Here is a 15782-nt window from a genome sequence, read left to right as displayed (position 1 = left end):
AACTAATATTTTGGCTTAACTGTCTTAATTTTTGAAACTTCTGGATCAAGTTTAAAGAGATCTTGAGTTAATTTTTTAACAGAATCAACAGACTTTAAAAACATTTCTTTTTCGTCAGAATTAAATTTAATCTCAATAATTTTCTCAACTCCTTTTGCGCCAATAATCACTGGTACACCTACGTAAAGATCATTAACTCCATATTCTCCATCTAAATATACTGCGCACGGTAAAATCTTCTTTTTATCTTTTAAAAAAGCTTCTGCCATTTCAATGGCTGAACTTGCCGGTGCATAATAAGCAGAGCCAGTTTTTAATAATTTGACTATCTCAGCCCCTCCATCACGAGTTCTTTGTATAATTTTATCCATTCTTTCTTTAGTAGACCATTTCATTTCGATCAAATCTGGGATTGGTATTCCTGCAACTGTTGAGTATCTTACAAGTGGAACCATTGTATCTCCGTGGCCTCCTAAAACAAAAGCTGTTACGTCTTCAATAGATACTTTGAATTCTTCAGCTAAAAACAATCTAAAACGAGAAGAATCCAACACTCCAGCCATGCCAACTACTTTTTCAGCTGGAAGACCTGAATATTTTTGTAGAGCTAAAACCATAACGTCTAAAGGATTTGTGATACAAATTACAAAAGCATCTGGAGAATATTTTTTAATTCCCTCACCAACTTGTTTCATAACTTTTGAATTAATTCCTAAAAGATCATCTCTACTCATTCCTTCTTTTCTTGGAACACCAGCAGTCACAATAATAACATCTGAATTTGCAATATCCGCATAACTTGTTGTTCCTTTAAGATTTGCATTAAAGCGTTCAACGGCTCCTGATTGAGCTATGTCTAAAGATTTTCCCTCTGGTAATCCTGCGGCAATATCAAAAATAACCACGTCTCCTAATTCCTTTAATGAAACTAAATGCGCTAAAGTTCCGCCAATTTGTCCTGATCCTATAAGTGATATTTTTTTTCTCATGATTATTAACTCATTGTAGGCATTGTAAAGCTTGCGCTCGCTTTGCCTGTAGGCCATCTTGAAGTGACTGTTTTTAATTTAGTGTAGAATCTAACGCCTTCCATTCCGTGAACGTGATGATCACCAAATAAAGATCTTTTCCACCCTCCAAAACTATGAAATGCCATAGGAACTGGTATTGGAATATTAATCCCAACCATTCCAACTTTTATATGACTCGTAAATGTTCTTGCACTATTTCCATCTCTTGTAAAAATACTAACTCCATTTCCAAATTCATGATTATTAATTAAGTTTATCGCCTCATTAAAATCTTTAGCTCTAACTACTGCTAATACTGGTCCAAAAATTTCTTCTTTGTAAATACGCATGTTTGGAGTTACATTATCAAATAAAGATCCGCCTATATAAAACCCTTTTTCGTAGCCTTGTAATTTTTGGAATTTTCTTCCATCAACGACTAACTTTGCGCCTTCTTTAACACCGATGTCTATATAGCCTGCAACTTTTTCCAAATGTTGACCTGTAACTAAGGGGCCCATTTCTGAAGATTTATCCATTCCAGGTCCTACTTTTAATTTTTGAACTTCTTTTGTTAATCTATTAACTAACTCGTCTCCTATATCTCCAATGGCAACTGCAACTGATTGGGCCATACATCTTTCTCCAGCTGAACCATAAGCAGCACCCATTAAACCGGCTACTGTTTGATCAAGATCAGCGTCTGGCATAACAACACAATGATTTTTAGCGCCTCCTAATGCCTGAACTCTTTTTTCAAATTTTGCTGCGTTTTCATAAATATATTTTGCAATAGGAGTTGAGCCTACAAAGCTAATTGCGCTAACGTCTGGATTTGACAATAAACTATCTACGGATTCTTTGTCTCCATTCACAACGTTAAATACACCATCAGGCAATCCTGCTTCTTTTAATAATTTAGCAAGCATTAGTGAGCAGCTTGGATCTTTTTCAGAAGGTTTTAAAATAAAAGTATTTCCACAAGCAATTGCTAAAGGAAACATCCACATTGGAACCATTGCTGGAAAATTAAAAGGTGTAATTCCAGCGCAAACTCCTAAAGGCTGTCTAATCGACCAACTATCAACTCCGCTACCAACATTTTCTGTAAACTCACCTTTTAACAAATGAGGAATCCCACAAGCAAACTCAACTACTTCTAATCCTCTAGTTAACGATCCTTTGGCATCATCATAAACTTTGCCATGCTCTGAAACGATTATTTTTGTAAGTTCGTCAGTATTCTGTTCTATTAAATGTTTAAATTTAAATAAAATTCTAGATCTTTGTAATGGGGAAACCTGAGACCATTTTATAAAAGCATTATTCGCAACACTAACAACATCATCAACGTCTTTTTTAGAAGCTAAAATTACTTTTGCAGAGACTTCACCAGTTGCTGGATTAAAGACATCAGAAGTTCTTTTTGAAGATCCCGAAAAGGATTTTCCGTTAACAAAATGTTCTATAGTTTTCATTTCAATTAAAGTGAAAATATAGGGATAAAATTAAGCTGTCAAATAGTGAAGTAAAAAAAATTATAAATCTTTACTATGATGAACTAACAATTTTTTTATCGACCCAATTGCTTTTGCTGGGTTTAATCCCTTTGGGCACGCGTTAGTACAGTTCATGATTGTATGACATCTAAAAAGTTTAAGTTCATCTGCCACTTTTTTTAATCTTTTTACTCTTTCCTCGTCTCTACTATCAATTATCCATCTGTAAGCCTGTAACAAAACTGCGGGTCCTAAATATTTTTCACCATTCCACCAGTAGCTGGGGCATGAAGTTGAACAGCACGCACACATAATACATTCATATAACCCATCTAACTTTTCTCTGTCTTGCTTTGATTGATGTATTTCTTTGTCGCCTACTTCACTTTTTTTCTCAACTTGTAACCAGGGCTCAATAGACTGATATTGCTTATAAAGTTGATTTAAATTTGGCACCAAATCTTTAACTACCGGCATATGAGGTAAGGGGTAAATTTTTATTTCATCCTTAATATCCACTGCTGATTTTGTGCAAGCAAGACCATTAACACCATCAATATTCATTGCACAAGATCCACAAACACCTTCTCTGCATGATCTTCTAAAGGTTAATGTTGTATCAATTTCGTTTTTTATTTTAATAAGAACATCAAGAACCATAGGTCCGCACTCATCCATATTAACTTCATAGGTATCTAATCTTGGGTTATCTTTATTTTCCGGATTCCAGCGATAAACTTTTATTTTTTTTAAATTTTTTCCATTTGTTTTGTCCTTAAAATATTTTCCCTCAACAACTTTTGAGTCCTTAGGTAATGAAAACTGAACCATTAATAAACTCTCGCTTTTGGAGGAAAATACTGCACCTCGTTGCTTAATGTAAAATTATGCACGTTTCGATAATCTACTTTAACTTTTTCACCCTCTTGCCATGCTAATGTATGTTTCATCCAATTCTCATCATCTCTATCTTTAAAATCCTCTCTAGAATGAGCTCCTCTACTTTCTTTTCTATTTTCAGCAGAAGCCATTGTGACTAATGATTGTCTAATAAGATTATCGAACTCTAAAGTTTCGATCAGATCTGTATTAAAAATTAAAGATCTGTCTGAAACTGAAATATCTTCAATTCCTTGCCATGATTTTTTAATTTCATTCATACCTTCTTTTAAAATCTTTGCGTCTCTAAATACCGCGCAGTGTTTTTGCATTGTTCTTTGCATCTTATCTCTTAAAACTGAAGTAGGAGTTTTGCCGTTTGCATTTCTTAATTTATCAAATCTATCAATTGATTTTTGAGTTTCACTTTCAGGAATAGTTTCATGTTTAGAATTTGGTTTCACAATTTTTGCAGCTCTCATTGCAGCAGCTCTTCCAAATACTACTAAATCAATTAACGAATTAGATCCTAGTCGATTTGCGCCATGCACAGAAACGCACGCTGCTTCTCCGACTGCCATTAATCCTGGAACAATAACATCTTTGTTATTTTCAGTTTTTGAAATAACCTCTCCATAATAATTAGTTGGAATTCCTCCCATGTTATAATGAACGGTTGGAACAACAGGGATAGGTTCTTTTGTAACATCCACCCCTGCAAAAATTTTTGCTGATTCTGAAATACCAGGAAGTCTTTCATGTAAAACTTTTGGATCTAAATGATTTAAATGCAAATAAATATGATCTTTGTTTTTTCCAACTCCTCTTCCTTCATTAATCTCAATAGTCATAGATCTTGAAACCACATCTCGAGACGCAAGATCTTTTGCATGGGGAGCATATCTTTCCATAAATCTTTCTCCTTCAGAATTAACTAGAAAACCTCCTTCTCCTCTTGATCCTTCAGTGATTAAACATCCAGCTCCATAAATTCCTGTTGGGTGAAATTGGACAAATTCCATATCCTGTAATGGTAAACCTGCCCTTAAAACCATCGCATTGCCGTCACCTGTGCACGTGTGTGCTGACGTCGCTGAAAAATATGCACGACCATAACCACCTGTTGCAAGAATAGTCATGTTGGCTCTAAAACGATGAATAGTTCCATCTTGTAAATTCCAGGCAGTAACTCCGTGGCATTTTCCATTATGCATTAATAAATCTAATGCAAAATATTCAATAAAAAATTCAGTATTTTTTTTAAGAGCTTGTCCATAAAGGGTATGAAGAATTGCATGACCAGTTCTGTCTGCAGCGGCACAAGTTCTTTGTGCAATGCCATTTCCATAATTCGCTGTCATTCCACCAAACGGTCTTTGATAAATTTTTCCTTCTTCGGTTCTACTAAATGGGACTCCGTATTTTTCAAGCTCTATTACTGCTCTAGGAGCTTCTTTGCATAAATATTCAATTGCATCTTGGTCCCCTAACCAGTCGGCTCCCTTAACCGTATCATACATGTGCCAACGCCAATCATCTTCTGACATATTTCCTAAAGCCGCTGAAATTCCACCTTGCGCGGCAGCGGTGTGACTTCTAGTTGGAAAAACTTTTGAAATACAAGCTGTTTTCAGTCCAGCTTCCGCTAGTCCTACGGCTGCTCTTAATCCTGAACCACCGGCTCCTACAACGATAACATCATATTCGTGATCAATAATTGGATAAGTGCTCATAAAATAATTGTTATTAATGATATAATACCAACGATCGGCAGTACAGCTGAATATAAAAATGCAACTTTATTCAAAATATTTTTAAAACGCTCATCCTGAACATAGTCCTCGATAATTTCATTAAGACCTAATTTAAAATGCAATCCTGAAAATATTAAAAACAAAGTAAAAATAATTATTGGTAAATAGCTATCAAAAAAATCTAGAGCACCGGTATAGTCCTGATTAACTAAATTAATTAAAGAGTATAAAAAAAATAATAACAGTGGCAACAAAATAACTGCACTTATTCTTTGTATCATCCATTTATTTAAAGCGTGGTTCTTCATTATATAATCCAGATAAAAAATGTTGTTAGAATAGAAAATAATAGAACAGTTACCCCTGAGATGTTTGCAGTTTTAATTTCATAACCATAACCTAAGTCCCAAAGAAGATGTCTTATTCCATTCAACATGTGATAAATAAATGACCAGGTAAAACCAACAAGGATAAATTTACCTAAAAAACTTCTTAAAAATTTTTGATAAAAATTGTAACACTCGGGTCCTAAAGCTAAAAATAATATCCACAAAACAATTAAAAAAAACCCAACAGTATTAATTACGCCGGTTAATCTATGTGTGATTGATAATAAAGAAGAAAACTGCCATTTATAAATTTGAATATGAGGAGATAGTGGTCCGGAGTTTTTTTCCATAAAAAATATTAATTATTTTTTATATGCTTTTTAACTAAAACCTCCGCTATTTGCACTGCATTTAAAGCCGCTCCTTTTAATAAGTTATCAGAGACAATCCATAAATTTACGGCATTTTTTGTAGGATCTTTTCTAATTCTAGAAATATAAGTTAAAAAGCTTCCAGCAGACTCAGCAGGAGTTGCATAGCCACCATTCTTTTGTTCGTCAATCACTTTACAACCTGGCGCTTTAGCTAAAATTGATCGTATCTGCTGTATATTAAATTTCTTTTGAAATTCTACGTTTGCTGTTTCCGAATGAGAAATAAGCACAGGAACACGAACACATGTTGCTGTAAGTTTAATATTCTTACCTAATATTTTTTTTGTTTCATTTTCCATTTTCCATTCCTCTTTTGTTGATCCATCTTTCATAAAAACATCTATGTGAGGAATAACATTAAAAGCAATTTGTTTAGTAAATTTTTTTGGTCTAATTTTTTTCTTATTAAGGAAATCTTTAGTTTGAGCAACTAATTCGTCCATAGCAGCCTTTCCTGCTCCAGACACTGACTGATATGTAGATGTAACAATTCTTTTTATCTTAAATTTGTCATGCAGCGGTTTTAACGCAACAACTAACTGAGCTGTTGAACAATTTGGATTGGCAATAATATTTGTTTTTTTATAATCCTTAATAGCGTGTTCATTAACTTCTGGAACAATAAGTGGGATATTTTTAAATGCTCTAAAATAACTTGAGTACTCAATAACAATTGAGTCTTTTGCAATTTTAGGTGCCCAAGTTTTTGCAAGTTTAGAACCAGCGCAAAAAAAGGTAATATCTACTTTTCTAAAATCAAAATCTTCTAAACTCCTAACTTCGATATTTTTATTTTTAAATTTTATAAATTTTCCAACACTTTTTTTTGAAGCTAATAAATAAAGTGTATTTACTGGAAACTTTCTTCTTTCTAAAACTTCGATTGTTTTTCTTCCTGCGTTTCCTGTGCTACCGACAATTGCTATATTTGTTCTCATTTTTTATTTTAATTTGGATATAACCAAATCTCCCATTTCTGAAGTTGAAACTTTTTTCTGACCCTTTTCCATTATGTCTTGAGTTCTATAACCTTCTTTAAGAACACTCTTGACTGCCTGATCAAGCATATCTGCATCTTTGTCCATATCAAAAGAATAACGTAACGCCATAGAGAAACTTAATATTGATGCAAGTGGATTTGCAATATTTTTTCCAGCAATATCAGGTGCTGAACCATGACAAGGTTCATACATTGATTTAAATTTTCCTTCTTTATTTTTTCCACTTAAGGATGCCGATGGCAACATTCCAAGAGAACCTGTTAACATTCCAGCTTCATCTGAAAGCATATCACCAAACAAATTATCAGTTACAATCACATCGAATTGCTTAGGATTTCTAACTAATTGCATAGCGCAATTGTCTGCTAACATATGACTAAGTTCTACATCTTTAAATTCTTTTTTATGAAGTTCCTCTACTTCTTCTCTCCACAATAAACCTGCTTCCATAACATTTGATTTCTCACATGAAGTTACTTTATTGTTTCTTTTTCTAGCCAATTCAAAAGCAACTCTAGCAACTCTTTGTATTTCGCTCGATGTATATGTATGAGTGTTAGTTCCTTTTTTTTCACCATTGGATAATGTTTCAACTCCTCTTGGAGTTCCAAAATAAATTCCTCCGGTTAGTTCACGAACAATCATAATATCTAAATCAGAAACAACTTCCGGCTTTAATGTTGAGGCATTGGCAAGTTCTTTAAAACAAATTGCAGGTCTTAAATTTGCAAATAATTCGAGATCTTTTCTAAGTCTTAATAGTGCTCTTTCTGGCCTTTTAGAAAAATCTAATTTATCCCACTTAGGTCCACCTACCGCTCCTAACAAAACAGCATCACTTGCTAGTGCAATCTCCATTACTTTGTCAGTAATTGGTGTGCCGTGCTTATCAAAAGAAATTCCACCGGCTAATTCCTCTGTAATATCAAATTCAGCATATTTATTTTTATTAAACCAAAGAATAATTTTTTTAACTTCATTCATTACCTCCGGACCAATTCCATCACCTGCAAGAATAAGAAGTTTTTTTTTCACTAGTATAACCAAGGAGTTAAGCTTTTTTTCTTTTGTTCAAAGCTATTAATTTTTGCATCTTTTTTTAAAGTAAGCGCAATATCATCATATCCATTTAATAAACATTCTTTTCTAAATGGCTCAATTTCAAAATCAAAAGGTCTGTTGTCACCTTTATGAATTTTTTGATCTACTAAATCTATCTCAATTTCTTTATTTTCTTTTGCAGCTTCCGACAATTCCTTCACCTGATTTTCTGGAAGAACAATCGGTAAAATTCCATTTTTAAAACAGTTGTTATAAAAAATATCAGCAAAACTCTCTGCGATTACGCATCTAATTCCAAAATCTAATAATGCCCAAGGTGCATGCTCTCTTGATGAGCCGCAACCAAAATTTTTTCCTGAAATCAAAATTTTTGCCTCGTTATAAGGGGCGTTATTTAAAATAAAACTTTTTATTAGAGCGCCATTTTCATCGTAACGCATTTCATAAAACAAAGCTGAACCAAGACCTGTTCTTTTAATTGTCTTTAAAAATTGTTTTGGAATAATCATGTCCGTATCAACATTCGTAATTGGAAGATCAGCGGCTATACTTTTAAGTTTTGTAAATTTTTCCATTAAATAATCTTTCTAATATCGACAAATCTACCCTCAATAGCCGCTGCTGCCGCCATTACTGGGCTAACCAGATGTGTTCTTCCGCCTCTGCCTTGTCTTCCTTCAAAGTTTCTATTTGAAGTGGACGCACATCTTTCTTTTGGTTTTAATTGATCTGGATTCATTCCAAGACACATTGAACATCCCGGCTCTCTCCAATCAAAGCCTGATTCTTTAAATATTTTATCTAAACCTTCTTTTTCAGCTTGTAATTTTACAAGTCCAGAACCAGGAACAACAATAGCATCAACACTTTTGTTTACTTTTTTTCCTTTAACAATTTTTGCAACTTCTCTTAGGTCTTCTATTCTTCCGTTAGTGCAAGATCCTATAAAAACCTTATCAATTTTAATATCTTGAATTGGAGTGTTTGGTTCTAAACCCATATAATCCAAAGATCTTAAAATAGATCTTTTTCTATCTTCATTTTTTTCTAAACTTGGATCAGGTACTTTTCCATTAATTGAAGATATATCTTGAGGACTTGTTCCCCAGGTAACCGTTGGTTCAATATCTTTGCCTTGCAAATTAAGTTCTCTATCAAATTTAGCGTCTTCATCAGTATATAAAGTACTCCAATATTTAAGTGCTTTATCCCAATTCTCATCCTTCGGAGCTAAGGGTCTTCCTTTAATATAATCAAATGTTTTTTGGTCAGGAGCAATAAGTCCAGCTCTAGCTCCGGCTTCTATGCTCATATTGCAAACTGTCATTCTTTCTTCCATAGAAAAATTTCTAAAAACTTCTCCGCAGTATTCAATGACATAACCAGTTCCTCCTGCCGTACCAATCTTTCCAATTATAGATAAAATTACATCCTTAGCAGTAACTCCTGGTGATAATCTTCCATCAACATTAATTTTAAAATTTTTTGCTCTACTTTGAATTAAAGTTTGTGTTGCAAGCACATGTTCTACCTCTGAAGTTCCAATCCCAAAAGCTAATGCACCAAAAGCGCCGTGCGTTGAAGTATGACTGTCACCACAAACAATTGTCATACCAGGTTGCGTAAATCCCTGTTCTGGACCAATAACATGAACAATGCCTTGTCTTTTGTCTGTTAAACCAAAAAATTCTATACCAAAATCTTTGCAATTTTTAGAAAGCGCTTCAACTTGAATGGCAGATTCTTTGTCGGCTATTCCTTTTGACCTGTCTGTTGTTGGAACATTATGATCGACAACTGCTAATGTTGAACTGGGTAATTTTACTTTTCTATTAGATAAACGTAACCCTTCAAATGCCTGTGGGCTAGTTACTTCATGAACTAAATGTCTATCAATATATAAAAGTGAAGTTCCATCATTTTGTTCTTCAACTAAATGACTTTCCCATATTTTGTCGTAAATCGTCTTTGCCATTAAATAAAAACTAGTGTTACTTTTTTTTATTTTCAGCTTCTACTTTTGGTGTCGAAGCTTTTTCCGTTTTTTTGGGAGCTTGTTCAACAGCTGCACCGGCTTGTGCTTCAAGATTTTGGATTACCTCTTTTTTAGGCAAAGGCTGAATAATATCAACGCCAATTTTTTTTCTAATTTTTTCAGTAATTCTAGCTGATTTACCAGTTCTCTCTCTTAAGTAGTAAAGTTTTGCTCTTCTGACTTTTCCACTTCTAATAACCTCAACAGACTCTACGTTTGGACTGTGTACTGGAAATAACCTTTCAACACCTTCTCCGAAAGAAATTTTTCTAACGGTAAAAGTAGAATTAATTCCTCTATTTTTTTTAGCAATACAAACTCCTTCGTAGGCCTGTATTCTTTGTCTTTTTCCTTCAATAATTCTTACGTTCACTTTCAAAGTGTCACCAGGAGAAAAGTCTGGAATATTTTTCTTCTCACCAATTTTTTTTATATGAAGCTTGTCTAATTCGTCTATTCTCATTGTAGAAATTTGCATTAAAATTTAGTTATTTGCGATATTTTTCCCATAAGTCCTGCCTCTGGCGACGTGTTATATCCTCGGATTGCAATAAGCGCCAGTCCTTAATTTTACCATGATTCCCAGACAAAAGTACTTCTGGAACCGCTCTACCTTTCCACTCTTGAGGCTTTGTATATTGAGGATACTCTAATAAATTATTCTCAAAACTTTCCTCATTTAATGAGGCGGAATTGCCAATAACTCCTGGTAATAATCTAATTACGGAATCTAAAAAAACAAATGCCGCGCTTTCTCCTCCAGATAAAATAAAGTCACCAACACTTATTTCTCTGATCTTTCTTTCTTCTATTACTCTTTGATCAACTCCTTCAAAATGTCCGCAAATAAGATCGACTCCATTTGCTTGCGATAATTGTTTTGCAATATTTTGATTTAATAGTTCTCCTCTAGGACTAAGATAAATAAGTTCATTATTTGAGTTCTTAATATTTTTTTCCAAACAATTATCTATTACGTCGGCCCGCATAACCATTCCACTTCCACCTCCAAAAGGAGTGTCATCTACACTTCCATACTTATCCAAGGCATAGTCTCTAATGTTTATAACATCGAGTGACCAAATTTTATTTTCTCTGGCTTTTTTATAAAGCCCGATATCTAAAATCCCTGGGAAAAATTCTGGATACAAAGTGAATATTTTTGCAGACCACATAATAATTAATTAGTCTTTGTTTCCTCCGTTGCTGGAGCTGGAGCCGCTTCTACTGCTGGAGCTGCTTCTGCTGCTGGAGCCGCTTCTACTGCTGGAGCTGCTTCTGCTGCTGGAGCCACTTCTACTGCTGGAGTTACTGCTGGCGTTTCTACTTTTGGAGCCTGAGCTGCTTTTAATCTTTCTTGAGCTTTTTTCTTAGGTAAAGCTTTAATTGGATTATTTCTTTTTTCAGGAACTGGAGCAAGATTTGCAGCACCTAAAAATTTTGCAACTCTTAGAGTAGGTTGAGCGCCCATTTTAATCCAATGAGTTATTCTCTCTGACTCTAAACTTAATCTTTCTGGTTTGCTTTTAGGAAGTAAGGGATTGAAATATCCTACTTTTTCAATAAACTTTCCATCTCTTGGATTCCTAGAATCTGCAACTACGATTTGATAGAAGGGTCTTTTTTTTGTTCCCCCTCTAGACAATCTTATTTTTAACATTTGTTCTTCCTTTCTATTTTAGATTATTAAATAACTCTGGAGGAATTCCGTCTGGACCCCCAAAATTTCTTCCGCCACCTTGAGACATTCTTTTCATCATTCCTGTCATCATTTTATGCTGTTTTAGAAGCTTATTTACTAAAGCGATATCAGTACCTGACCCATTCGCTATTCTTTTTTTTCTAGAACCATCAATAATTTTTGGATTATCTCTTTCTTTTAAAGTCATTGATAAAATAACAGCTTCTTGCTTGTTAAGAATGCTCTCATCAATATCCGCCTCGTCTATTTGTTTTTTAATTTTTGAAATACCAGGTATCATTCCAAGAACTTTTCCCATTCCACCTATTTTTTTCATCTGTCTAATTTGTTTTAAATAATCATTAAAAGTAAATTGTCCCTTTTTAAAATTCTCTTCTAATTCCTGAATTTCTTCTTTTTTTAAATTTTCAGATACTTTTTCAACAAGAGAAACCACATCTCCCATTCCTAAAATTCTATTTGCAATTCTTTCCGGATGAAAAATTTCAAAATCATCAATTTTTTCTCCTACTCCTAAAAATTTAATGGGGCAATTCGCAACTGACTTCATGCTTAGAGCCGCTCCGCCTTTTCCATCACCATCTACTCTTGTTAATATTATTCCTGTTAAATCTACTGTTTTTTTAAATTCACTGGCAATATTAACTGCGTCTTGTCCTGTTAAAGAATCTGCAACTAAAAAAGTTTCGATAGGGTTGATTATTTTTTTTAAATTACTTAATTCGCTCATCATCAAACTATCAATCTGTATTCTTCCCGCGGTATCAAAAATAATTACATCTGACCCAGATAAAGAAGCTGCGGCTAAAGTTCTTTGGGTAATTTCTATTGGGAGTTGTCCTTCAATAATTGGTATTGTCTGAATATTATTCTGACTTCCTAATAATTCTAATTGTTTCTGGGCTGCTGGACGATAAACGTCCAAGCTTGATAACATAACTTTTTTATTAAAATTCTTTTCAATAAATTTTGCAATCTTTGCTGAAATTGTTGTTTTTCCAGAACCTTGTAAACCTACTACTAATATTTTTGCTGGCGGGATTGTGCTAAGATTAATTTCTGATTTCTCACTACCTAAGATCTTAACAAGTTCATCGTAAACAATTTTAACAAGTAACTGTCCTGGAGTTATTGATTTTAAAACTTCTTGTCCGATTGCTTTAGGTTTAACGTTTGCAATAAATTCCTTAGCAACTGAAAGAGCAACGTCGGACTCAATCAGTGCCTGACGGATCTTTCTTAGTCCCTCATCAACTTGTTTTTCATCTAATTGAGTGCTTTTATTAAAAAAAGAAAAAACAGACTCAATTTTACTTGTTAAATTTTCAAACATTTTTTTGCTCCAGCAGCTATCGCACTAGTGGGCGAATATCGCTGACTAGTGTTGATCTCCTTCATTAGAAGGACACCACAAAACCTGCTTATTTTTGTGGAAAATTTTATTAAAAGTATATTTTACTATTTTAAAAGTCAACAATTGAGAATATTTGTAAGATACAACAACATAATAGATGACTGAAATACAAGCTTATAAAATGGATGGTCTCGGTAATGATTTTATCATTATTGATAGAAGAAAAGATAAAATCAATCTTTCCAAACAGCAAATCATAAATATCGCAGATAGAAAAAAAGGTGTTGGGTGCGATCAAGTGATCATCATGGATAAAGATAAAGAAAAAAAAACTAACGCAAAAATTACTTTTTATAATTCGGACGGCGGCGAAACTGGAGCATGCGGTAATGGTTCTAGATGTATCTCTTACTTTTTAATGAATGAAAAAAAATTAACTAAATCAAAAATTAATACTGAAAGTGGAATCTTAACGGCTAGACTTACTGACAAAACTGAAGTGTCTATTGATATGGGGATTCCTAATTTTGACTGGAAAAAAATTCCTCTATCAAAGAAGATGAATAATGCGAAAGTTAAAATTAAAACTAAAAATCTTGGAATTCTAACGGGTTATACTTTGTGTGTTGGCAATCCTCATGTTATTTTTTTTAAAGAAATAACATTTGAATTGTTAAAAAAAATTGGCCCTCAAATTGAACATCATGAATTTTTTCCTCAAAGATGCAATGTTACTTTTGCGAAAGTTATTAATAAGAAAAATATTGCAGTTAAAGTTTGGGAAAGAGGGGCCGGTTTAACACTTGCTTGTGGTACTGCAGCGTGTGCAACTGCAGTTGCTGCAAATAAATTAGGACTAACTGGAAAAAAAGTTAATATTCATTTTAAAAATGGAACACTTCAAATTGAATTAAAAAAAGATAAACACATCGTAATGACGGGTTCTGTTTCAAACATTAATAATATTAGTCTAAAGATTTAATTATTAATGATGCAATGAATTTTTTTAAAAAACTTCAAAATAGTCTAAAAAAAACTTCAGAAAAATTTGTAAAAGGAATTGATGAGGTATTTAATAAATCCAAACCGCAGCAAGAAATTTTACAGGACATAGAAGATCTTCTTATTCAGGCAGATGTTGGTGTGGGTTTTGTTGAAGAATTTAAAAAAAATATTGCAAATAAGAAGTATAGCCAAGAAGAATTAACTAAAGAAAATTTCTTTCAAATTATAGCTAAGGAAATTGAAAGTATTTTGATGCCTGTTCAAAAAAATTTTTTTTCAATTACTCATAACAAGCCAACAGTCATATTAGTATGTGGGGTAAATGGAGTTGGAAAAACAACAACCATAGGAAAATTATGTAAAAAACTTAAAGATCAAGGCAATAAAATTATAGTAGGTGCGGCTGACACCTTTAGAGCTGCTGCAATTGAACAGCTAGAGTTATGGTGCAAAAAAATAAATGTTGAAATCATAAAATCAGATCTTGGCTCTGATCCAGCCTCAGTTGCTTTTAAAAGCTTTGAATATGCAAAAAAAAATAACTTTGATTACTGCATCATTGATACTGCTGGAAGATTGCAAAATAAAAAAAATTTAATGGAAGAGTTTTCTAAGATAATAAGAGTTTTAAAAAAAATCGACAATGACACTCCTCACGAAACTATATTAGTGCTTGATGCAACTACTGGTCAGAATGCTATCAATCAAATCGAAGAGTTTAAAAAAATAACTCCAATTACTGGAATTATTATGACTAAACTTGATGGTACGGCAAAAGGAGGAATTCTTGTTGCAATAGCAAAACAATTTCAGATCCCAATTTATGCTATCGGCGTTGGTGAAAAAGAAGAAGATTTAGATAACTTTGTTGCGAAAGACTTCGTCCAAGCTTTTATTAAAAATTAATTTAAGCTTTTAATAAATTTTTTAAGCTCAGATATAAACTGCGAGTCGTATCGTATCATATGACGATCATTTTCAGGAAAATATCCATATTTTTTTGATTTAACTTCATCAAATATTTTTTTACCCATATAAGGTGGTATCTTTCCATCTAGCATCCCATGAATAACAAAAACAGGAATTGAAATATTTTTAACTTTTTTTAAAGTTAAAAATTTATCCTTTAATAAAATATCTACCGGTAAATAAGGATAACGAATTTTTGCAACGTCCCCTATAGAAGTATAAGGCGATTCCAAAACAACTGCGGCAAATTTCTCATTTTGCGCAAGCTCAGCTGCAACGCCTGTCCCTAAAGACTCGCCATATAAAATAATTTTACTTTTTGGAATATTATTCTTTTCTAACCACTTAACTGCATTTCGCGCATCATCGTAAAGTCCTTGTTCTGTTGGCTTTCCATTGTTGCCATTAAAACCACGCCATGAAATAATTAAATAATTTAAATTTAAATCTTTAAATTCATTCAATTTATAAATCCTAGTTTTTAAATTACCATTATTGCCATGCAAAAAAAGTACGGTGTATTTATTTTTATTATTCTTATAAAACCATGACTTTAGACTAACTTTGTCTGTAGATAAAATCTCAATCTCCTGAACTTCCGTATTTAATTTTTCTACTAATAGAGGACGAATAACATTTGGCTGATATAAAATATCTCTCTGAACGACATACATGTAAGCGCAAATCGAAGTATATAAAAATATTAAAATCGTTATTAAATATAAAAAAATATTTTTAAATTTCATTGA

17 protein-coding genes are annotated in these 15782 nt (G+C 33.0%); 2 read left to right on the top strand and 15 right to left on the bottom strand.

The annotated features are described in order from the left end of the window. Positions 1-2: 2 nt before the first annotated feature. Genes mdh through ffh form a run of 14 tightly spaced genes read right to left on the bottom strand, consistent with a single transcriptional unit; the run spans position 3 to position 13038 of the window. Complete coding sequence (gene mdh, locus AC8IG9_RS01240; RefSeq protein ID WP_507425008.1) at positions 3-989, bottom strand: malate dehydrogenase; 987 nt, start codon at positions 987-989, stop codon at positions 3-5. 5 nt (positions 990-994) lie between these two features. Further along, the gene (locus tag AC8IG9_RS01235) at positions 995-2488 is read right to left on the bottom strand and encodes a CoA-acylating methylmalonate-semialdehyde dehydrogenase (protein WP_507425007.1); all 1494 of its coding nucleotides are present in this window, start codon (positions 2486-2488) and stop codon (positions 995-997) included. Between the two features lie 60 nt (positions 2489-2548). Further along, positions 2549-3340: a succinate dehydrogenase iron-sulfur subunit gene (gene sdhB / locus AC8IG9_RS01230; RefSeq protein ID WP_507425006.1), complete on the bottom strand. Its 792-nt coding sequence runs from the start codon at positions 3338-3340 to the stop codon at positions 2549-2551. Continuing rightward, the gene (gene sdhA / locus AC8IG9_RS01225; RefSeq protein WP_507425005.1) at positions 3340-5121 is read right to left on the bottom strand and encodes a succinate dehydrogenase flavoprotein subunit; all 1782 of its coding nucleotides are present in this window, start codon (positions 5119-5121) and stop codon (positions 3340-3342) included. The genes sdhB and sdhA overlap by 1 nt, the downstream gene beginning before the upstream one ends. Next, a complete protein-coding gene (gene sdhD, locus AC8IG9_RS01220) occupies positions 5118-5450 on the bottom strand; it encodes a succinate dehydrogenase, hydrophobic membrane anchor protein (RefSeq protein WP_507425004.1) in 333 nt (110 codons plus the stop codon). The genes sdhA and sdhD overlap by 4 nt, the downstream gene beginning before the upstream one ends. Further along, positions 5450-5821: a succinate dehydrogenase, cytochrome b556 subunit gene (sdhC, locus tag AC8IG9_RS01215; protein ID WP_507425003.1), complete on the bottom strand. Its 372-nt coding sequence runs from the start codon at positions 5819-5821 to the stop codon at positions 5450-5452. Before sdhC ends, sdhD begins: the two co-directional genes overlap by 1 nt. A gap of 8 nt (positions 5822-5829) precedes the next feature. Further along, entirely contained in the window at positions 5830-6843 is a 1014-nt protein-coding gene (locus AC8IG9_RS01210) for an aspartate-semialdehyde dehydrogenase (protein WP_507425002.1), read from the bottom strand. 3 nt (positions 6844-6846) lie between these two features. After that, the gene (gene leuB / locus AC8IG9_RS01205) at positions 6847-7941 is read right to left on the bottom strand and encodes a 3-isopropylmalate dehydrogenase (protein ID WP_507425001.1); all 1095 of its coding nucleotides are present in this window, start codon (positions 7939-7941) and stop codon (positions 6847-6849) included. Beyond that, positions 7941-8543 (bottom strand): 3-isopropylmalate dehydratase small subunit, encoded by a 603-nt coding sequence (leuD, locus tag AC8IG9_RS01200; RefSeq protein WP_507425000.1) that lies wholly within the window; start codon positions 8541-8543, stop codon positions 7941-7943. The genes leuB and leuD overlap by 1 nt, the downstream gene beginning before the upstream one ends. Next, complete coding sequence (gene leuC / locus AC8IG9_RS01195; RefSeq protein ID WP_507424999.1) at positions 8543-9943, bottom strand: 3-isopropylmalate dehydratase large subunit; 1401 nt, start codon at positions 9941-9943, stop codon at positions 8543-8545. Before leuC ends, leuD begins: the two co-directional genes overlap by 1 nt. A 16-nt stretch (positions 9944-9959) precedes the next feature. Continuing rightward, the gene (rplS, locus tag AC8IG9_RS01190) at positions 9960-10481 is read right to left on the bottom strand and encodes a 50S ribosomal protein L19 (protein WP_017972152.1); all 522 of its coding nucleotides are present in this window, start codon (positions 10479-10481) and stop codon (positions 9960-9962) included. Positions 10482-10491: 10 nt separating this feature from the next. Then, a complete protein-coding gene (gene trmD, locus AC8IG9_RS01185; protein ID WP_507424998.1) occupies positions 10492-11178 on the bottom strand; it encodes a tRNA (guanosine(37)-N1)-methyltransferase TrmD in 687 nt (228 codons plus the stop codon). Between the two features lie 5 nt (positions 11179-11183). Next, positions 11184-11663, bottom strand: a complete 480-nt coding sequence (gene rpsP, locus AC8IG9_RS01180; protein ID WP_507424997.1) for a 30S ribosomal protein S16 — start codon at positions 11661-11663, stop codon at positions 11184-11186. Positions 11664-11676: 13 nt separating this feature from the next. Next, entirely contained in the window at positions 11677-13038 is a 1362-nt protein-coding gene (gene ffh, locus AC8IG9_RS01175) for a signal recognition particle protein (protein ID WP_507424996.1), read from the bottom strand. Positions 13039-13216: 178 nt separating this feature from the next. Here ffh and dapF point away from each other — a divergent pair, with 178 nt between their 5' ends. Both dapF and ftsY read left to right on the top strand, forming a co-directional pair. Beyond that, on the top strand, positions 13217-14041 hold the full coding sequence (gene dapF / locus AC8IG9_RS01170) for a diaminopimelate epimerase (RefSeq protein ID WP_507424995.1): 825 nt from the start codon (positions 13217-13219) through the stop codon (positions 14039-14041). Positions 14042-14055: 14 nt separating this feature from the next. Beyond that, complete coding sequence (gene ftsY, locus AC8IG9_RS01165; protein WP_507424994.1) at positions 14056-14970, top strand: signal recognition particle-docking protein FtsY; 915 nt, start codon at positions 14056-14058, stop codon at positions 14968-14970. On the opposite strand, the gene AC8IG9_RS01160 is transcribed toward ftsY, so the two are convergent. Continuing rightward, positions 14967-15779 carry an alpha/beta hydrolase gene (locus tag AC8IG9_RS01160; RefSeq protein ID WP_507424993.1) on the bottom strand — a complete coding sequence of 271 codons (813 nt, stop codon included), beginning with the start codon at positions 15777-15779 and terminating at the stop codon, positions 14967-14969. The two genes, ftsY and AC8IG9_RS01160, sit on opposite strands and share 4 nt — an antisense overlap. Positions 15780-15782: the final 3 nt, after the last annotated feature.

The organism is Candidatus Allofontibacter sp. (assembly GCF_040404065.1).
Taxonomy (GTDB): domain Bacteria; phylum Pseudomonadota; class Alphaproteobacteria; order Pelagibacterales; family Pelagibacteraceae; genus Fontibacterium.
Note: the sequence above shows the minus strand (reverse complement) of the source record. Positions and strands in the feature narration are given on the sequence as shown.

Bases quoted from the DNA above. Each gene is read 5' to 3' on its own strand.
- mdh (WP_507425008.1), bottom strand. From the start codon at position 989: ATGAGAAAAAAAATATCACTTATAGGATCAGGACAAATTGGCGGAACT.
- AC8IG9_RS01235 (WP_507425007.1), bottom strand. From the start codon at position 2,488: ATGAAAACTATAGAACATTTTGTTAACGGAAAATCCTTTTCGGGATCT.
- sdhB (WP_507425006.1), bottom strand. From the start codon at position 3,340: ATGGTTCAGTTTTCATTACCTAAGGACTCAAAAGTTGTTGAGGGAAAA.
- sdhA (WP_507425005.1), bottom strand. From the start codon at position 5,121: ATGAGCACTTATCCAATTATTGATCACGAATATGATGTTATCGTTGTA.
- sdhD (WP_507425004.1), bottom strand. From the start codon at position 5,450: ATGAAGAACCACGCTTTAAATAAATGGATGATACAAAGAATAAGTGCA.
- sdhC (WP_507425003.1), bottom strand. From the start codon at position 5,821: ATGGAAAAAAACTCCGGACCACTATCTCCTCATATTCAAATTTATAAA.
- AC8IG9_RS01210 (WP_507425002.1), bottom strand. From the start codon at position 6,843: ATGAGAACAAATATAGCAATTGTCGGTAGCACAGGAAACGCAGGAAGA.
- leuD (WP_507425000.1), bottom strand. From the start codon at position 8,543: ATGGAAAAATTTACAAAACTTAAAAGTATAGCCGCTGATCTTCCAATT.
- leuC (WP_507424999.1), bottom strand. From the start codon at position 9,943: ATGGCAAAGACGATTTACGACAAAATATGGGAAAGTCATTTAGTTGAA.
- rplS (WP_017972152.1), bottom strand. From the start codon at position 10,481: ATGCAAATTTCTACAATGAGAATAGACGAATTAGACAAGCTTCATATA.
- trmD (WP_507424998.1), bottom strand. From the start codon at position 11,178: ATGTGGTCTGCAAAAATATTCACTTTGTATCCAGAATTTTTCCCAGGG.
- rpsP (WP_507424997.1), bottom strand. From the start codon at position 11,663: ATGTTAAAAATAAGATTGTCTAGAGGGGGAACAAAAAAAAGACCCTTC.
- ffh (WP_507424996.1), bottom strand. From the start codon at position 13,038: ATGTTTGAAAATTTAACAAGTAAAATTGAGTCTGTTTTTTCTTTTTTT.
- dapF (WP_507424995.1), top strand. From the start codon at position 13,217: ATGACTGAAATACAAGCTTATAAAATGGATGGTCTCGGTAATGATTTT.
- ftsY (WP_507424994.1), top strand. From the start codon at position 14,056: ATGAATTTTTTTAAAAAACTTCAAAATAGTCTAAAAAAAACTTCAGAA.
- AC8IG9_RS01160 (WP_507424993.1), bottom strand. From the start codon at position 15,779: ATGAAATTTAAAAATATTTTTTTATATTTAATAACGATTTTAATATTT.